Consider the following 18,206-nt stretch of genomic DNA (forward strand, 5'->3'; position numbering starts at 1 on the left):
TGTAAATTATACGTTGTATGCTACCGTTATGCAAGTGCTTATATTTCAGACAAAATCATCCGTATTTTTTGTGCCATTTATACAACATCCTCGTTCTGCTCGAGGGCCATCGCCCGGCAGAGCGCCGCGTAGCGCCCGCCCTTGGCCATAAGCTCCTCATGGGTACCGCGCTCGACGATTTTACCGTCGTCGACGACGAGGATGATATCGGCGCGGCGGATGGTGGAGAGCCTGTGGGCGATGATGAACGAGGTGCGCCCGTTCAGGATGTGGGATATGGCGTTTTGGATGAGCAGCTCCGTCTCAGTATCGATGCTGGAGGTGGCCTCGTCCAGGACAAAAATCGGCGGGTCGGCGAGAACGGCGCGGGCGAAGGAGACAAGCTGCTTCTCCCCCGTCGACAACCTGTCGCCGCCCTCGCCCACTTGGGTCGCGTACCCGTCCGGGAGCTTGGCGGCCACCACGTCGGCGGACACAAGCCGCGCCGCGGCGACGACCTCCGCGTCCGTCGCCTCCAGGCGGCCGTAACGGATGTTCTCCATGACGGTGCCGGAAAACAGGTGCGGGTCCTGCAGGACATAGCCGAGGGCGGAGTGGAGCCAAAGCTGGCTGCGCTCCCTGTAATCCCTGCCGTCGATGAGCACACGCCCTTTCGTGGGCTCGAAAAAGCGGCAGGCGAGATTGACGAGCGTCGACTTGCCGGCGCCCGTCTCCCCGACGATGGCCACCGTCGTCCCGGCCGGGATGTGCAGGCTGAAGTCCTCCAGAATAAATTCGTTTCCGTCGGGATATTTGAACCAGACGTTTTCAAAGGTGATATCGCCGGAGAGCTTCTCCCAGTTTTCCCGCTTGGGATTAAAGACGTCCCCGTATTTTTCGGCGACCCCGGGCGTATCGGTAATCGTGAGGGGCGCGTCCATGAGCGCGGTGACGCGCTCGATGCCCACCTGGGCGGAGACCATATCCGTGAATATGGCGGCCGTCTGCACCACGGGCTCGACGATCCCGACGGCGTAGGAGATGAAAGCGGACAGGATGCCGAAGTCCATAAGCTGATCCATGACCAGGATGCCGCCCCTATAAAGCACGGCGCCCACGGCGATGGACCCGCAGAATAAAACGAGCGGCAGCATGATCGCCGTGAGCATCGCGCCCCGGACGGACTCACGGTACATATCCGCCGTGACGGCGGAGAACTCCCGGACGTTCAGGTCCTCGATCACCAGCGTCTTGGAGGCTTTGGCGCCGGTGATGCCCTCGTTATAGGCGCCGGTAATGCGCGCGTTGATGGCGCGGACGCGCCTGTTCACGGCGAGGATGCGCCTTTGGAAAAACCAGTTGACCAAAAGGACCAGCGGGATGACGGCCAGGAGCAGCAGCGCCAGGCGCCAGCTCTGAGTGAACATGAAAATAAGCGCCCCGGCGATATAGCAGATGTTCCACGCCACCTGGGCAAACCCCCAGGCGACCATGCCGCTGATCCTGTCGGTATCGGACATGACCCGCGCCAGGAGAAAGCCCACGGAGGTGGTGTTGTAAAACGACAGCGGCAGCTGCTGCAGGTGGACGAAGCAGTCGCGCTTGAGCATCCGGCCCATGAACATCTCGATCGTGATCGACCGGCGCGAGAACAATATGACCGTGACGCCCTCCAGGACGATAAACGCCAGAAAAACGAGCGCGAACGGCAGGAGCCCATTCGTGGTTGCCGGGGTGATGAAGCTGTTGACGGCGCGACTCGTGAACAGCGGATAGGAGGCCTCTGTCAGCGCCGAGAGGAGCATAAAGATCAGGACGGCGACGATGTGCTTCCGGACATTTTTCAGATAAGGAAAAAGACGCCCCCAGATTTTCATGCTGAACTTGACGGCCTGCCCTTTTTCCAGTGTTTCCTGCATATATTCACATCCTTGTGAACGGATGCCCGAGGGGCGCCCGCTTATTGCCTAAATTAAAATATGGAACGCCCTGCGGAACCCAGACGGGGCCGCGAAAATCAATTACGTGCCGCTCTGCAGGTCATACACCCGCTTGTAGACGCCGTTCTTCTCCAGCAGCTCGGCGTGGGAGCCAAGCTCGGCGATGCGGCCGTTTTCCAGGACCATGATTTTATCTGCCTGCATCAGCGTGGAGATGCGGTGGGAGATCAGGAGGACGGTGGCGTCCCCGGTGTTTGCACGGAGTGAGGCCCGGATTTTGGCGTCCGTCTCCATATCGAGGCTGGACATGGAGTCGTCGAAAACCATGATCGGCGCGTCCAGCATCAGCGTGCGTGCGATGGCGATGCGCTGCTTCTGCCCGCCGGACAGCGTGACGCCGCGCTCCCCGACGACGGTGTCGTAGCCGTTTGAAAAGGAGAGGATACTGTCGTCCACGGCGGCGATGGCGGCGGCGCCCCGCGCGCGGCTCAAATCCCGCCGGCGGGCGGCGATGTCGATATTCTCAAAAATCGTCTTGGAGAAGAGAAACGGCTCCTGGAGCACGAGGCCGATATGGCGCCGGAGGTGGTGCCTGTCGATCTTCCGGACGTCCACGTCCCCGATTTTGATGCTGCCGCCGCCCTCGGGGAGGTCGTAGAGCCGGTTTAAAAGATATGTGACGGTGGATTTGCCGGACCCCGTCGTGCCGAGGATACCGAACGTGGTGCCTTTTTTGACGGTGAAATTCAGATCGGTCAGAACGGACTGGGCGCCGTAGGCAAAGCTCACGTGGTCGAAGACGATGTCCCGGTCAAGCGGCGGCTCAAGCGCCCCCGGCTCCTCTTCCTCCACGGGCGCGTCCAGAATCTCCTTGATACGCCGGAGCGACACGCCTGTTTTGCTCATTTCGGAGATGATGTGCCCCAGCTGGCGCACCGGCCAGGCCATCGTCACGGTATAGCTGATAAAAACGAGGTACTCGCCCAGCGTGATCGTCCCGTGGGCCGCCAGCGCGGCGCCCACCGTCACCATGACCAGCAGCTCGCCGGAGGACACGATATCGCCGATCCCCCAGAAGTAGCCGAGGATTTTGCCCAGGGTCAGCCATTTCCCCACGTACGCCTCGTTCTTTTCGTCAAACCGGTCCGTTTCATAGCGCTCCCTCCCGAAGGCCCGGACGACGCGCACGCCTGTCAGGTTCTCCTGGACGTGGATCATGAGCTCGCCCTCGGCCTCGTCGGCCTCCTCGAACTTGTCGGCGATCCTGGAAAAGAAAAACCCCGAGTAGCCAAGGATCAGCGGGATGAAGCACAGCGCGATGACGGCCAGCAGCACGTTCATGGAGAACATGATCCCCAGGGCCAGCGCCACCAGAAGCAGCGTGCGCACGACCTCGATGAGCTGCTGGGAGATAAAGCGCTGGGCCGTGTCCACGTCGTAGGTGCAGCGCTGGATGATGTCGCCGGTCTGGTTTTCCGTGTGCCAGGAAAAAGGCAGGTACTGCGTGTGGGTAAACAGCGTGTCCCGGAGCCTTTTGACGAAGCCCTCCGTCCCCCGGGCCGTCCCCATGCGGGAAAAATAATTAAAGATACCGGAGAGGCAGGCGCATAAGACGACGCCCAGCGCGCAGACGATGAAATTGGCGCGCAAGTAATCCCGGCCGCCCGCCCTTTCAAACAGGGCCATCAGAAAGCCCGGCAGCGCGGCGCTCTTCGTGCCGATGACCGAGTCGACGGTGAAGCCGACGACCTGCGGCATCAGAAACGAAAACAGGATGGACAGCGCCGTGGCCAACACGGCGACGGCAAAATACCGCTTGGAGCCTTTGGCAAAACCGGTCAGCATATGAAATAATTCGTGTTTTGTTTTCTTCATTATTACTCCATTTTCTGCCCGTAAATTTCTTAATCACAGCATGGCCTATTCTGCCACAAGCAGAGCGAAAAAGCAAGAGACGGCGACAGCCTGCGGCATCGCCGCGCCGCGCGAAAAAAATGTACAGATAGTGTGCACAATATGGTATAATGAATTCCAAGAAAGCATAAAGCGGGGGAACAGCGTGCCGACTGGCAGAAAGACAGAAATAACACTCAATAAAGTGCTGCCGCGGATCGAAGCCCGCGCGGAGCTGGGGCTGACGGCCCACGAAGCCAGGGAACGGCTGGACAACGGCTACGGCAATATAAGCCCGGCCTCGCCCGAAAAAACCGTTGCTCAGATATTCAGGGACAATATCTTTACCTATTTTAACCTTATATTTTTCGTCCTGGCCGGACTTGTCATTTCGGTCCACTCATATCGGAACCTCACCTTTATGGGCATCATTCTGGCCAACATCGCCATCGGCATCGTCCAGGAGCTGCGCGCCAAGCGGACGCTCTCGAAGCTCCGTTTCATCGCCGAGCCACACGCCGCGGTGATCCGGGACGGTCAAATTCTCACCATACCGGCGGAGGACGCCGTGCTGGACGATATCGCCGTTTTCACCGCCGGACAGCAGATTTACGCCGACGCCATCATTTTGACGGGCGAGTGCCGCGTCAACGAGGCGCTGGTGACGGGTGAGGCCGACGAGATCATCAAGACACCGGGCGGCACGCTTTTATCCGGGAGCTTTATCGTCTCCGGCGAGTGCCGGGCGCGGCTGGACAAGGTCGGCTGCGACTCGTTTGTATCGAAGCTGACGGTGGAGGCCAAGAAGCACACCAGGAAGCGCCGCTCGGAGATGATGCGCCACCTGACACGGCTCGTGCAGATCATCGGCTTTATCATCATCCCATTCGGAATCGCTTTATACCTCCAGCAGACGCTGTCGCTCCAGAACACCGTTGCGGACAGCGTCGTCACCACCGTCGCGGCGCTCATCGGCATGATCCCCGAAGGGCTGTACCTGCTCGTCTCCGTGGCGCTCACCGTCAGCGTGATGCGCCTGGCTCAGAAAAAGACGCTGGTGCACGACCTGGACTGCATCGAGACGCTGGCCCGGGTGGACGTGCTGTGCGTGGACAAGACCGGCACGATCACGGAGAACAAGATGACGGTGCGGGAGGCCGTGCCGCTCAGTCCCGACACGTTCGGCCCCGACGATGTCGCGGCGCTGATGGCCGACTATACGGCGGCCATGGGCACGGACAACGAGACGATGGCCGCGCTGAAAAATTACTTTACCGGGACGCCCCGACGCCATGCGCTGCAGCTGCTCTCCTTCTCCTCCGCCACGAAATACGGCGGCGTCACCTTTTCGCACGACGGGACGTTTCTTCTCGGCGCGCCGGAAAAGATCCTGCTATCCGGCTACGATAAATATAAAGGCGAAATCGAGAAATACTCCTCACAGGGCTGCCGTGTCCTGCTGCTGGCGCGTTACGCCGGGTCCCTGGAGGACAAGACGCCGCAGGCCGCCGTCACGGCGCTGGCGCTCATCGTGCTGACGAACAGCATCAGGCCCGAGGCGCCGGAGACCTTCCGCTTCTTCAAGGAGCAGGGCGTGGCCATCAAGGTCATCTCCGGCGACAACCCGCTCACCGTCTCCCGCGTGGCTCTGGAGGCCGGCATCGAGAACGCCGACAAGTACATTGACGCCTCCACCCTCACCACGGAGCGCAAGCTCAAGAGCGCCATCAAGGAGTACACCGTTTTCGGGCGCGTCACACCCGACCAGAAGCGGAAGCTGATCCGCGCCTTTAAAGAGGCCGGCCACACGGTCGCCATGACGGGCGACGGCGTCAACGACGTGCTGGCCCTCAAGGACGCCGACTGCAGCATCGCCATGGCGTCCGGCAGTGACGTGGCCTGTCAGGTTTCCCAGCTGGTGCTGATGAACTCAAATTTCGCCGCCATGCCGTCCGTCGTGTCCGAGGGGCGCCGCGTCATCAACAACATCGAGCGCTCGGCCTCCCTGTTCCTCGTCAAGAACATTTTTTCCTTCGCCCTGGCGCTGACGGCGCTGCTCGTCGCCCTGCCCTATCCGATCACGCCGGCCCAGCTCTCCCTTTTCAACGCCACGCTCATCGGCATTCCCTCCTTCATCCTGGCCCTTGAGCCGAATACGAGCCTCGTCCGGGGCCGCTTCCTGAAAAATGTATTGCTCCGGGCGCTGCCCGCGGGGCTGACGGACTTTCTCTGCATGCTCGCGGCGATTCTGGCCTGCTCCTACTTCAACATCCCCGGAAAAGAGCTGGGTACGATGTCGACGATCATCATCGGCGCCGTCGGCTTTATGATGCTCTACCGCATCAGCCGCCCGCTGAACAACCTCCGGCGCGCGCTGATGATCGCCATGTTCGTCCTGTTCGCCGTCGGCGGGCTGGTGTTTACGAACTTTTTCACGCTGGTGCCGCTGTCGCTGACTGCCGTCGAGATCACGGCCGTCATCGTCGTCCTTGCCGTGCCCGTGATGACCTTCTTCGCCTGGGTGACGAGAAAATTCGAGCACGACGGCCGGAAAGCCGTCCGGCGGGGATAAGTCTTGCTTTTGGGCGTCTTATATGATAATGTTTGTGATAATATCCACATTACCGACCGATAAAGGATGGACATATGTTTAAAAAAGATTATGAACGTACCCCTCAGGAAAAAGCGCAGCGGGCGAAGCTGAGCGTCTTCGCGCGTTTGGGCGGATGCGCCTATCTTATTTATATCCTGGTCCAGCTGCTGAAGACACCGCCGGCCGAAATACCGGACTCCCCGTGGACGGTCGCTATCGCCGTCGTCCTGATGGTGCTGGCCGGGGTCGTCATCGTCATCACCATTCTGGAGCTGATCCGCTCCCTGAAGGCCGGCCTGTTCAACGCCGAGGCATATGAGGAGGAAGCGAACTTCCCCTGCAATCCGCCGGCGGACGCGGCGGACGACACGACTGAGACAGACGCCCTCGAGGCGCATACCGAGGACGAGGCCTCCGGCGCTGACGACAGCGGCGGCGACGATGGTGAAGATGACGAAGACGACGGTGACACAAAATCGGAATAGCCGTCCGGGCCGGCGCCGGTGCGGATACCGGTACTGTTATGTATTATAATACTTAAAGATTCTTGGGCCCGGATTTCATAGCGGTCGACTGACCGCAAGTGACCGCAAGAATCTTTTTTTGGGATTGGCGTGAACTTTTTTGTCGGAAATAAAGAAAAACTCGATATTCACCGTTACCATTGAGGGCTATACCCACGAGGGCGACGGCGTGGCGCATGTGGACGGGCGCGTTTTTTTCGTCAAAGGCGCCCTGCTCGGCGAGACGGCCGAGGTGCGCGTTTTAAAGGACAGCAGGAATATCGTCTATGCGAAAATTGAAAAGCTCCTCACGGCCTCTCCGTCCAGGATCGCACCGTCGTGCTCCAATTTCGGCAAATGCGGCGGCTGTGACCTGCTGCACATGGATTACGCCGAGGAGCTGAACCTGAAGCGCCGCCGCGTGGAGGACGCGCTCCGGCGCATCGGCGGGCTCGACGTCATCGTTACGGGCATCGTCGGCGCGTCCTCCATTGAAAATTACCGCAACAAGGCCATCTACGCCGTCGGCAAAAGCGAAGGCCGCGCCGTCACCGGCTTTTACCGGGAGCGCAGCCACGATATCGTCCCCACGGAGGCCTGCCGGATTCAGGCGGATGTGTCGGACAGGGCGGCCGCGGCCGTCCGGCGCTGGATGGACAGGTTTTTCGTCACGGCGTACAACGAGGAGCTCCGCAGCGGCGTTGTGCGGCACGTCTTCTGCCGCTATGCGTTTGCCACGAAAAAAGCGCAGGTCACCATCGTCTCCTTTGAGCCGGACCTGCTGCATCCGGGCGCGCTCATCGACGAGATCAGGAAAGCCTGCCCCGAGACAGCCGGCATCGTCCTGAACGTCAACAGGACGCGGGGAAACACCGTCCTGGCTGGGGACTTCAAGACGCTCTGGGGCGACGATTTCATCGTCGACGAGCTGTGCGCGCTTAAATTCAAGCTGTCGCCCCGCTCGTTTTATCAGATCAACAGCGCCCAGGCGGAAAAGCTCTACGCCAAGGCGCTGGATTACGCGGCGCTCACCGGCAGCGAAACGGTGCTCGACCTCTACTGCGGCACCGGGACGATCACGCTCATCCTCGCCGGCCGGGCGCGGCGCGCCATCGGCGCTGAGATCGTGGAGGCCGCCATTTCGGACGCCTGGGAAAACGCCGCCCTCAACAACATCAAAAATGTCGAGTTCATCTGCGCCGACGCGGGCGACGCCGCCGAAAGCCTGAAAAACCGCGGTGCTCTCCCCGACGTGGTCGTCGTCGACCCACCCCGCAAGGGCCTCGCCCCCGAGGTCATCGCCACCATCGCCGCCCTCTCCCCCGCTCGCGTCGTCTACGTCTCCTGCGACCCCGCCACCCTGGCCCGCGACCTGAAGCTCTTCGACGGCTACGGCTACAAGGCGCTGGAGGCCACGGCGTTCGATATGTTTCCCAGATGCGCGCACGTGGAGACGGTGGTATTGATGTCGAATAGTGGTTTTGAAGGGCCAATCAACCGTCAGCCCCAGTTGCTCTGAAAAGAATCGAATGGGAACCTGTGTGCGGTGTCGTAATCAATATAAACGCGCTGTAGGAAGCGGGGACGGAAAGCACAGTACAATCAATATTGTTTATACCTTTGTCCATAACGACAGCGTTTGTTCATCATTGTGAGGCAAACGCTGTCGTTTGATTCGCGCAGGAATGCCCTAGTGCCTGATAACAAATGCGTTCTCAACTATTACGCTGCAGCGCTAAAGCCAAAGGCTTTGAAAACACTGCCGGTAGGTTTAGCAATGTCTGCTTTTAGGAAATCAACAAGTTCCTGGGCCGCTGACCCTCTGACCTCTTCATCTTCCATAGCAGCCGTCGTGATGCCAATGGGATAGATGATATCAACATCTTCGTGGGCTAACACGATAAGGCTGCCGTTGGTGGCGGCGTCAGTTGCATAGACAGAGCCGATTGGGTTCACATTCCCGGCAACAGCGTTCAGCACATTGGTAACATTGCTATATAGCGTTGCTTTTGCTAAAATATTATTCCATGTAGCGCCAGTAGGGTCGATGGCATCGAATACCAGCCTTGTGTAGCTTCCTGCCGGTACGACAGTCGGGTCTCCAATGGCAATTGTCCTGCCGCTGGCGCCCGCCAACCAAGCTGCGACGCCTGAATATGGAAGGCTGTTGGGTGCAAGACCGGTGCTTTGATTGGCGACGAGCACCAATTCGTTGTTAAGCAAATTGTATACCGTGTCACCATCAATGATGTCTGCAGCGACCGCGGAATTCATTCGCGCCAGGTCCGCAGAGATGAAAACATCAGCGCTTCGGGTGGTATCCGCTATCATCGCGTTGAGCAGATTGCCGGAGCTGTCATAGGTCACGTTGACCGTGATGTCATACTGGTCCTCAAACGCATCGAGCAGGGTGCCGCTCGGATACGCGCCGTTCGTCTGCCGCTCGCCGAGGGAATAACGCATGCTGGCGGCTGCCATTAAATTAACCGTGGTTATTGAATTGGTGCCGGGGGCTGCCGCACGGGCAGAAATCGTAAAGCTCAGAACCAGTACGACGACCAGCGCCAAGGATAAAGCGCGCTTGGAGAATTTACTGAATTTCATTGTGTGCCTCCTAATAAATAATTTTTTGTGAAAGCGTCAGGGATCAAGGCATTTGTTATGAAGGTTAAGGCATTTTATCATTGCGCTAATCAGGACTACGAGAATATCTATCTTTTCAGCGCACACCGTTTAACAGCGGCGCGCGTTGAAAACAAGGGAGATGGTATAAAAAAAGAAACAAAAAAACCGTCTCCTGAAAGAAGACGGCAACCATAAGCGAGCCTATAAAAAATGCATATTAATGCACTCTTATAGACGTATGGCCTTTCTCCTTTTCGATAGGGAAGGCATCGCCGTTTCCAGCGGTACCCCGTGAGAATTTAATCTCAGACCTGCGTCCATAGTTTCCCTTAGGCTGCGCAGGCTCGGAAAATCTATATTGTTTTTTTGTAAAATTATTGCTCAAAAAGCATTTTTAGTTATCATACACAAGTTGAACATTTCCAAAGTAAATGTACGCTGTATTTTGATAAAATAGTACGAAGCATTTGTAGCCCTGTTGCAACGTTAAATCTTTAATGGTTGAAATTAATAATAAGCCTTGGAGCGTAAGAGCAATTTTGCTTTTGCGCTTTTTTTCTTCAGTACACTGAAAAACGGTGTGACATGCTTCCGCATGTCACACCGTTTTCTCCGAAGAAATATTTACTTTTTCGCAGACCTAAACCTTTTGATATAGCAGTTTTTCCGGCTTCCGCGGGCAGCAGGCGGAAAGATGAGGCGTAACGGGCTTAGGATTAAATCAGGTCCGAATGGCTCAAGAGCCGTTCAATCATGACAGCCGTTTCAGCTCGGGTCACGCTATCGAGAGGCGCGAGCATTTTGCCCTCTCTGCCGAATACGACCTCCGTCTTAACGCAGGCGGCCACGCCGGCCGCGGCATAATCCGAAACGGTCCCTGCATCCGCGTACGCGCCCATCAAATAAGCGGCGTCTCCGCTCGTCAGATTGGCATCAAGTCCCGTGATCTTCATGGCCCGCGCAACCATTGTCATGGCCTGCTCGCGGGTGATCGTGTCGTTGGGGCCAAAGGCTTTTTCGTTGTAGCCCGTTATAATCCCATACGCTGCCGCGGTTTTGATGTATCCGGCATACCATTCCGACGCGGCGACATCGCTGAAGGCGCTGGAGCCCGTTTCCGGCTCGAGGCCCAGGGCTCTGACCACGATAGCGGCAAACTCCGCCCGCGTTATGGCCCTGTCAGGATTATAGTTGCCGTTGCCAACCCCTGTGACGACCAGCCTGGACCCCATGTTGTTCACGGCGTCCTTCGCCCAGTGATTTGCCACGTCCTTAAACTCCACGGGATTCCACACGACGGAATAGGTGCTGTTCGTCAGGCTGTTGATGACCGCGTAATATCTGCCCCCGATCACGGTCACCCGTGTCGGTACATGACGCACGGTCCCGTCCGTCTCAACGACAACGCCGGTGGTGATCTTGTTCGGGTCAACGCCGTCCGGAATGGCGATCATTCTTTCCACGTAGGCGTTAAAGAGGCTCACTGCGACTGTTTTTTCACCGTAGGTGCAGGTGATGGTAAAGTCCACCGCCGGCGCCACGATGGTAAAGCCGCCGTCCTTACCCGCGTTCTCCACGACTGTTGCCATCGTGTCCGCGGGCGTGGAGATGCTCACCGATACGGTGATATCCGATAGAGATACGTTTGCGCCAAGCTGCTTGGATATGCTGTCGATGTTGATTTCCGAAGCCGGAAGCGTATAACTGGAGGAATCCGTTTGAATCACCAATGTTGCGTCTTTATTCTCCATGCTCTTGACCATCTGCCCTGTCAGCGTGCCGACCGCTCTGTCCGCGCCGCTCGTTATGGGCAGCGTTACAACAGCGCCCGTGCCTTTGGCGTCGAGGATCGCTTCCAGCTTTTTGGTGTCCACGGTCACGGTTGTGACCCTTTTACCGTCAGCACCAGTTTTGGTCTCGGCGGTACCGGCGGACGCTTCTTTGCCGTCGACAAGAACAACAGTTTCATCGGTGCTGTTGCCGGGGCTTGGGTTTTGCGCATTAGTCGTCCAGTTCGCCGTGATGGTAACATTCGCGCCTGGCATGGTAAAGGTTGTGCTCGCAAGGCTGGCATTGGCAAAGGTGCCGCCGGCTGAGGACGTCCAGCCGCTAAACGTATACCCGGTTTTCGTGCCCGCGCTGATCGGCACGGCCGAGCCGTACGCATAGCTGCCACTCGCCGTCGCCCCGGTTCCGCCGCCCGATATGGTCAGTGTGAAGGTCGGGACCACCGAGCCGAGGACAGGATAACCGCCGTTCTCACCGCTTGCAGCGGCTCTCCAGGGGGAGAGGGTTGGGTATGTGTCTTCCAAAGCTTCCGCGTTCGTGTTGAGCAGATCGACAAAAGCCGCCGCCTGCGTCTCTGCCAGCGTTTTGGAGATGCAGCCGTCCTCTTCGCCGTTTTCCACCCCGGCCTCTGCGGAGGTATCCAGCCAGTACGCATTTTCAATGGTGCTCTCCTCGTCCAGATCGCTGCTTCCGGCAATGCCGCCCACATAGATTTGGGCTCCATCCACAGCGGTGCCCGACAGCGCACCCGTGCTGTAGCAGTTTTTAATAGAAGAATTGTCATTTACACCCGCGATACCGCCGACGTACCCCTCGTCCCCATCCTCTGGAACAAAGGCAGACACGCTGCCTGTGTTATAGCAGTTGACGATGGTGAAATCCGCGTTCTGATTCTGACCCGCGATGCCGCCCGCCGCGCAGCCGTTGCCCGACGCGGCAATCGCGCCCGTATTGTAGCTGTCCTGAATATGCCCGCCGGCGTTGAGCCCCACGATGCCGCCGGAAATCGTGCCCGAGACGCTGCCCGTATTGTAGCAGTCCTCAATGGTGCCAAGGATGCAAAAACCAACCAGGCCACCCGCAAAACAATAGGAGCTGTCGGAAGCAATCTGCCCGCCGACGAGGCCCACATTCCTCACCGTTGCCTCTTGAATAAATCCAAACAAGCCGACATAGTCGCGATCACTGTGGATATAAAGCCCCCTGATGGTATGGCCGTTCCCGTCGAAGATGCCGGTAAAGGGCAGGTAGGCGCCGATCGGATTCCACTGCTCCGGATCGCCTGAAAGGTCCTCGTTGAGGTCAATATTGGCCGTAAGCTCATAGTGCCTGTCGGCAAAGATATCATTCTGATAGTTGACCCGGTCCGACATCTCCTTCAGCTGCGCCGCGGTGGATATCTGGTAGGGGTCCGCCTCCGTACCACTGCCCGGGAAACCGAGGGGCGCTGGGGCGATGCGCAGGTCGCTTGCAATCGCATTGTTGCTGCCGGGGCACACATAGTACCGACCATCCCACGAAAGCTGCGTCGCCACCGTGTAGTTCTCTCCGCTCTGCTGCAAAACCGCCATGAAAGGCGCTTCTATGCTGTGGCCGGAGGCTCCCAGAACCATGGCATACACGGAGGAACTGGGGCCACTGGCGCGGGCAATGGTTGTACCGCCGGAAAACATGATGCTGCCGGGTGAGGCCATCATACCATAGCTGCCCGCGCTGCCACTACCACCCGTCAGGGTAACCTGCGCTTCGGAAAGCCGGATATCTCCGGCGGCGAATGCACCATAGCTATACTGCACATTGTCTCCGCCCGTCGCGGTGACCGTTGCGTTCTCAATGCGCAGAGTACCGCTGGCATACAGCCCCCTGCTGTACATCCCCGATCCCCTGCCCACGGCCACGATGGTTCCGCCCGAGATGGTCAGATCTCCCCATGCGCACAGTCCGTCGCTCATGGAGCTTCCATTGCCGCCGGTTACGGTCAGCGCACCCGTACTATAGATTCCGTAGGGCGTGGATTCGCTGGCGTTCGTGATTGCGGTGTTGCTGCTTCCGTCGGCCAGCACGATAGTGGAGCCGGCGGGAAGCTGGATTGCGTGACCGGCGCTGGTTTCAAGGTCAAGCCCGTTCAGCGTGAGCGTTCTTGTACCATATGCCCATGCCCAGCCCTCCGTTGGGGATGCGAGGTTCTGCGTTGTCGGGTTGCCGGAGCCTCCGCTAAAGCTAATAACGGCATTGGTGGCCAGGTCGAGCGTGGTGGTTCGCTGCACCGACTGCACAATCGCAAACGTCGCGGTAGGGTTGGACGTTACCGGCAGCGCGTCTTCGGCGCTCAGCTTATTGCCGGGGATGGTAATGGCCATCACGGCGGCAGACGCCTCAGCGGGCGTGCCGGAAAAGGCAAGCGTGGCGGTCGTTTCTGTAACCGCGCTCACCGTGACTGAAAGGCCGCCCGGTAGGCCGCCGAACCAGCTCGACACATCCTCCCCCACGGCCAGTCCCTCAAAGGTGAGGCCGGTCAGCGTGATGGCGACGGAGTTCGCGCCGGACAACGCGGTTCCGACCTTGCCGGACACCGTTTGATTCGAAACAACCGCGCCGACATTCATCCCGATGCGGAGATCAGTCGCTAAATCCGCACCGTTGTTATACCGATAGCAATAGCTGCCAACCCCATATGCTGCCACCGGCAGCGTATAGCTCGAATTCGAGTCCTTCTGCCGCACTGTCATATCGGTAACATCAATACTGTTGTTCCACTGCACCGCAGTAGCAGTACCTGTTGAGCTCATGGTTGTTGCGATGGTTGTGCCGCCGGAAAACGTGAGAGAAGGAGCTTTGATCGCGGTGCTGGTTGAAGCCACACCTGCTGTGGCACTGACGCTGCCGCCCGCAATCGAGATGGATGTACCGGAGGATATGGCAAATGAATTGTCAGCGTTTCCCGAAGACACCTGCACACTTCCTGCGGCGATGCTAAGAGAACCGCCTGCGAAAAGGCCCCTGCTGGCCGTCACCGCATTTTTGGCTCGGACGTTAAGGATACCGCCGGATACCATCAAATCGCCGTCCGCGAAAAACGCGGTGGTTGCGTAGTTGGAATTGGGGCTTGTCACATTCAATTCGCCGGTGTTGCCCTGCACCGTCACAGCACCCATGCAGTAGATTGCATAGGCGCCAGATGCAGTTTCTCCTCGAGTCGTCACGGTATTGCTGCTGCCGTCGGCTAGCACGATGGTGGAACCGATCGGCAGTTGGATGCCTTTAAAGGAAGTTGTGTCAAGATTAAGGCCGTCCAGAAGGAGCGTTCTTGTCCCGTAGACCCACGACCAGCCTTCCGCCGTGTCCGAGATGTTTTGGGCAGACGGGTTCGCGCTGCCCGTACCGCCGTCCGAATTATTATAAGCAATATTAACGACGGAGGATAAGTCGAGGCTCGTGGTTCGCGTCACGGTGCCGGTCGCCTGTGCGCGCGGCGCGACGACCGGCAGGAGGGTCAGCACCATGCACAAAGTGAGCAGGATGGACAGTCCCTTATGGCATGTTCTTTTCATTTTCATGGTCATTTCTCCTTAGCAATATCTTCCCTTGACATGTAAAGGTGCGTTTGATGATATTCTACATTTTTCGACTAAACAAAAAATAAACAGGATACCCCGGCCTGCGGCCGGGGTATCCTGTTTATGAAAAGGGCTACTTGCCTAAAAGCCTCCTTATTTTATATTGCGGCTTCTCTCCCAGCTCCTCCATCAAAAGCTTTTCAAGCTGGTTATATGCCCGCAACGCCTGATTTTCTCTTTCCGTTTTCAAATAAATTTCAATCAAGCGGCCGCAGACCTCCTCGTTGAGCGGGTCAATTTCAAGAGCCCTTTTGCATATTTGCTCTGCTTTTTCATAGCCCCGCTCCGCCGTGTAGCATTCCATCCCTTCCAGCAGAGCGCCGATATAGCGGCTCTCCAGGCTGTGGGCTTTTGAAAAGGACCACTCGTATGCCTTCCCGCAGAACAGCTCGCCCCTGTAGAGCTCTGCTAACCGCTCAAGCATAGAAATCTGATTCCCATGATCCGCCCTGCCGTCCAGCAGTGTCTCAAATTCATACATGTCGCAGGCGATCAGCTCGGGATTAATGCGGATTTCCTTCCGGGTGGTAACGACACATTGCTCCAGGCCGTACGGGCTGAGTGCCTTTCGAATGTAATAGATCGTGGAATTGATGTTTTTCAAAGCCTTTTCCGGTGCCAGACCATCCCACAGCGCATTCACGACGTCATCCCGGCTGACTTTTTTGTTTAAGATTAAAAAAGCAAACAGCTCTTCGGTCTTCGGCGAGCGCCAATTCACAACGCTGGAACCGTCGCCGACCACAACGGCGCTGAAACCGCCGAAGCAGGCTACCTTCATTTTTTGCCCGAATGGCCGGCTGGGACCGAGCCGCCGCAGACGTTGCACCGTTTTTTCAAGGCGTTCCCGGCTGACAGGTTTGAGCAGATAATCTGCCGCCGCCAGTTCAAATGCCTGCACTGCGTACGCGTCGTATCCGGTGACAAAAACCACCCTTGCAGGGTTGCCCTTCTCCAGCAGCACATTGGCAAACGCCATCCCATCCATTTCCGGCATGCTGATGTCAAGATAAACGACATCGGTATCGTTTGCCTCGAGATATCGCAATGCTTCCCCTGCTGTTCCGAAGCAACCGCAAAGCTCTATGTCGTCCAGCTTATCCAACAAACTGGAAAGGCGGCTGCGGGCCAGCTCTTCATCATCCACAACGATCGCTTTCATAACCCTATCACCTCCACGGCAAGATCCTTTTTTTCCGGTGCTCTTCTTGCCGAAGGGGAAGCGCAAAGCGCACCTGCGTCCCGCGGCCCTTTTCACTTCTGATCGACAGTCCTCTACTATATAACATTTTCAGCCGCCGATCGATATTACGCACGCCGATTCCGCCTGTTTGAGCGCTTTCTTCCAGCAGTTGACCCGGCTTCCCGGTTTCCATACCGATGCCGTTATCCTCAATTGTGAAAACAGCCTCGTCTCCCTCGGGTCGTATGGATATCTTCACTGTCCCCCCAACGATGCTGCCCATCAGGCCATGCTTCACCGCATTTTCGACCAGAGGCTGCAGCACGAGCGGGGGAACCGGAAAATTCAACGTTTCGTCAATGTCATATACCACTTCCAAGCGGTCGCCGAAGCGGGTCTTCTCAATGTACAGATACGCTTCCAGCAGTTCAAGCTCCTGTGCCAGTGTGGACATGGCATCCATTCTTTTGAAATCAAAGCTTCGGCGCAAATACTTGGACAGTTCCAGGACCACCTCCTCTGCCTTTTCCGGTACCGTTGCGCAGAGCGCGGCGACAGAGTTGAGTGCGTTATACAGGAAATGGGGGTTGATCTGCGCGCGCAAAAAAGCAATTTCCGCGTCTTGAGTTTGTTTGATAGAGGACTGCAAATGTCTGATTGCGGTAAAGTACTGCACGGACAACAGGAATACCATCACAGCGGCAAAGATCATGATATACACCTGCAAAAAACTGGAGTCCGTCTTAAACCCGAGCGAAAACAGGATGGCATCCACGGAATACAGATTAATTGCCAGTATCGCGATAAAAATCAAAAATCCTTCGGCATCACGTATGTACAATCGAATAGACTGGATCAGCAGCAGCAGTAAAATAACGGTATTGCAGACCATTAAGAAGGAATAAATTTGCATATACGGATGGGGAGAAGCACAATGGCAATCAGAGAAACGCCATATACAGCCGAGATGATACGGATGGGTTTTAAGGGCAAAAGTCCCTTTTTAAACATATGAAAAAGCCAAAGTATCACGATAAAATTGGCCAGCAAAAGAAAATCCTTTGCTTTAAAGGCCAGCGCAAAGGGAATATCAGGAAACAGCTGCAGTAAAGGACGCTGATCGGCCAAGGCATTTATCAAGGAGAAAAGAAGGCAAAAAACGGAAAAAAGGAGCATCAGGTACTCATTCAAACCGTTGAGCTTCGCAACAACAAAGAAATTGAAATATAAAAAAGCAGTCGTCAACAGAATCGCCAGAATCGCAATTGAAAACAAAGAATTTCTCTGCGACTGTCGCAGCATGGCGTTTTCGCTGCCAAGCTCCAGAGAAACCGGTATTCCGGAATTCGGATAGTCATAGTTTGCGACCTGCACGAGGATTTCCAGCTTACCTCCGTTACTGCTGAAAAAACCAACCTGCGGGGTGTTACCTGATTCATAATCCTCGACCCGTCCCCCCGGCACACCGTCGGAAAGCAATTCCTCGCCATTTACATAGACCCTGCTTGAAAAACGCGCATTATTCTTTTTCAGCCCGAATACACCATGGCGCGGTGGATGTTCCAATATCAGGCGATAGGTAGCACAGCCAAAAGCCGGCAGCCTTTCGCCGCCTACAGCCCTTTCGTTCCATAAAGAAGGTACCTCTATATATCCGGTAAGCGCCGGCTTGTTCGGGGTTTCCCCCGCAAAATCCGCAGGAAACAAAAGCTGATTCCAATAAAACTCCCATGTGCCGTCCAAGCGGAGGATTTCCGTGCGCTCCGTATCCCAATGAGCAAGCTCCAATCTGCCGTTTACAGCCTGCAACCCGTTGTTATGCAACGCCGCACGATTGGGAAGGGACAGCAATAAAAGCGCAAGAAATAACAGGATGATCAGTATAACTGTAACAGTTCTTTTCAGCAAGCTGTACCTCCAATAGCACAGCGCAGATACCGCGGATACCGTATCGCTATTGAAGCGCCGTGATCATCTTTGAATTTGGATGTTTTATTATATTGCATCTATGGGCGCATTTCAATCTATTATACGTTGGCCTCCGTGGGTATTCGACATAGCTCTTATTTGCGCACACCGACTACT

10 protein-coding genes and 1 riboswitch are annotated in these 18,206 nt (G+C 56.8%); of the genes, 3 read left to right on the plus strand and 7 right to left on the minus strand.

Features of this window, described 5'->3' with window-relative positions; translation table 11 throughout:
• Positions 1 to 77 precede the first annotated feature (77 nt).
• Both BUB60_RS03135 and BUB60_RS03140 read right to left on the minus strand, forming a co-directional pair.
• A complete protein-coding gene (locus BUB60_RS03135) occupies positions 78 to 1,898 on the minus strand; it encodes an ABC transporter ATP-binding protein (RefSeq protein WP_073076153.1) in 1,821 nt (606 codons plus the stop codon).
• Positions 1,899 to 2,000: 102 nt separating this feature from the next.
• Positions 2,001 to 3,794, minus strand: a complete 1,794-nt coding sequence (locus BUB60_RS03140; RefSeq protein WP_073076154.1) for an ABC transporter ATP-binding protein — start codon at positions 3,792 to 3,794, stop codon at positions 2,001 to 2,003.
• Positions 3,795 to 3,978: 184 nt separating this feature from the next.
• Here BUB60_RS03140 and BUB60_RS03145 point away from each other — a divergent pair, with 184 nt between their 5' ends.
• From BUB60_RS03145 to rlmD, 3 genes are all read left to right on the plus strand, one after another.
• A complete protein-coding gene (locus BUB60_RS03145; protein WP_159435334.1) occupies positions 3,979 to 6,384 on the plus strand; it encodes an HAD-IC family P-type ATPase in 2,406 nt (801 codons plus the stop codon).
• Positions 6,385 to 6,458: 74 nt separating this feature from the next.
• On the plus strand, positions 6,459 to 6,890 hold the full coding sequence (locus BUB60_RS03150; protein WP_073076156.1) for a hypothetical protein: 432 nt from the start codon (positions 6,459 to 6,461) through the stop codon (positions 6,888 to 6,890).
• 139 nt (positions 6,891 to 7,029) lie between these two features.
• Positions 7,030 to 8,427, plus strand: a complete 1,398-nt coding sequence (gene rlmD, locus BUB60_RS03155) for a 23S rRNA (uracil(1939)-C(5))-methyltransferase RlmD (RefSeq protein WP_073076157.1) — start codon at positions 7,030 to 7,032, stop codon at positions 8,425 to 8,427.
• Positions 8,428 to 8,630: 203 nt separating this feature from the next.
• On the opposite strand, the gene modA is transcribed toward rlmD, so the two are convergent.
• The 5 genes from modA to BUB60_RS20560 all read right to left on the minus strand — a co-directional run bounded on the left by modA (position 8,631) and on the right by BUB60_RS20560 (position 18,029).
• On the minus strand, positions 8,631 to 9,512 hold the full coding sequence (gene modA / locus BUB60_RS03160; protein ID WP_073076158.1) for a molybdate ABC transporter substrate-binding protein: 882 nt from the start codon (positions 9,510 to 9,512) through the stop codon (positions 8,631 to 8,633).
• Positions 9,513 to 9,764: 252 nt separating this feature from the next.
• Positions 9,765 to 9,895, minus strand: a riboswitch (molybdenum cofactor riboswitch).
• A gap of 354 nt (positions 9,896 to 10,249) precedes the next feature.
• Positions 10,250 to 14,878 (minus strand): S-layer homology domain-containing protein, encoded by a 4,629-nt coding sequence (locus tag BUB60_RS03165; protein WP_073076159.1) that lies wholly within the window; start codon positions 14,876 to 14,878, stop codon positions 10,250 to 10,252.
• A gap of 133 nt (positions 14,879 to 15,011) precedes the next feature.
• Positions 15,012 to 16,100 (minus strand): response regulator, encoded by a 1,089-nt coding sequence (locus BUB60_RS03170; protein ID WP_073076160.1) that lies wholly within the window; start codon positions 16,098 to 16,100, stop codon positions 15,012 to 15,014.
• 7 nt (positions 16,101 to 16,107) lie between these two features.
• Positions 16,108 to 16,935, minus strand: coding sequence for a sensor histidine kinase (locus BUB60_RS20555; RefSeq protein ID WP_242941132.1), 828 nt, complete (start codon positions 16,933 to 16,935; stop codon positions 16,108 to 16,110).
• A gap of 77 nt (positions 16,936 to 17,012) precedes the next feature.
• Positions 17,013 to 18,029 carry a hypothetical protein gene (locus tag BUB60_RS20560; RefSeq protein WP_242941133.1) on the minus strand — a complete coding sequence of 339 codons (1,017 nt, stop codon included), beginning with the start codon at positions 18,027 to 18,029 and terminating at the stop codon, positions 17,013 to 17,015.
• Between the last annotated feature and the right edge of the window lie 177 nt (positions 18,030 to 18,206).

It is taken from the genome of Sporobacter termitidis DSM 10068, assembly GCF_900130065.1.
Classification (GTDB): domain Bacteria; phylum Bacillota; class Clostridia; order Oscillospirales; family Oscillospiraceae; genus Sporobacter; species Sporobacter termitidis.

Coding starts and splice junctions, on each gene's coding strand:
- BUB60_RS03135 (WP_073076153.1), bottom strand. CDS start 1,898: ATGCAGGAAACACTGGAAAAAGGGCAGGCCGTCAAGTTCAGCATGAAA.
- BUB60_RS03140 (WP_073076154.1), bottom strand. CDS start 3,794: ATGAAGAAAACAAAACACGAATTATTTCATATGCTGACCGGTTTTGCC.
- BUB60_RS03150 (WP_073076156.1), top strand. CDS start 6,459: ATGTTTAAAAAAGATTATGAACGTACCCCTCAGGAAAAAGCGCAGCGG.
- modA (WP_073076158.1), bottom strand. CDS start 9,512: ATGAAATTCAGTAAATTCTCCAAGCGCGCTTTATCCTTGGCGCTGGTC.
- BUB60_RS03165 (WP_073076159.1), bottom strand. CDS start 14,878: ATGAAAATGAAAAGAACATGCCATAAGGGACTGTCCATCCTGCTCACT.
- BUB60_RS03170 (WP_073076160.1), bottom strand. CDS start 16,100: ATGAAAGCGATCGTTGTGGATGATGAAGAGCTGGCCCGCAGCCGCCTT.